Annotated in this window: 1 protein-coding gene; it reads left to right on the top strand. The window is 54.1% G+C overall.

Annotated features, from left to right (window positions below; genetic code table 11):
• Nucleotides 1–593, top strand: a 593-nt coding sequence (locus tag R3I13_RS26975) for an Ig-like domain-containing protein (protein ID WP_346321110.1), incomplete at both ends; no start/stop codon positions are given.

Genomic DNA, 593 nt, shown 5'->3' with positions numbered 1-593 from the left:
GGGCAACGACACCGATCCCGACGGCGATACGCTGGCAATTGCAGTTCTGGCTGCTCCTGTGAGCGGAACATTGACACTGAACGCGGATAGTTCCTTCACTTATGTGCCGGCGCCGAACTTCTTCGGTAGCGACACCGCTTATTACACGATCGCTGATCCGGGCGGTTTGATAGATACTGCGATGGTGGTGTTCACTATCACTGCTGTGAATGATGTGCCGGTTGCGGTAGCGGATTCTGCTACGACGGATGAAAACACCCCTGTTCCCGGTAATGTACTCACCAACGATTCTGACCTGGAAGGAGATGGGCTCACTGCCAGCCTTGTAGTAGCACCTGTGAATGGAACGGTGGTGCTGAATGCGGATGGCTCCTTCACCTACACGCCGGGCGCAAACTACAACGGCCTTGATTCACTAATCTACCAGGTTTGTGATAATGGTTCTCCATCGCTTTGCGATACGGCAACACTGCACATCGCCATAACGAATGTGAACGAGAGACCGGCGGCAGTGAATGACGCATACACGGTAGCAGAAGACGTCAGCCTGAATGTACCATCACCAGGTCTCCTGGGCAACGACTCCGATCCTG

The organism is Chitinophaga sp. YIM B06452 (genome assembly GCF_039655965.1).
GTDB lineage: Bacteria > Bacteroidota > Bacteroidia > Chitinophagales > Chitinophagaceae > Chitinophaga.
The sequence above is the reverse complement of the archived record's forward strand: the minus strand, read 5'-3'. Positions and strand labels throughout refer to the sequence as shown.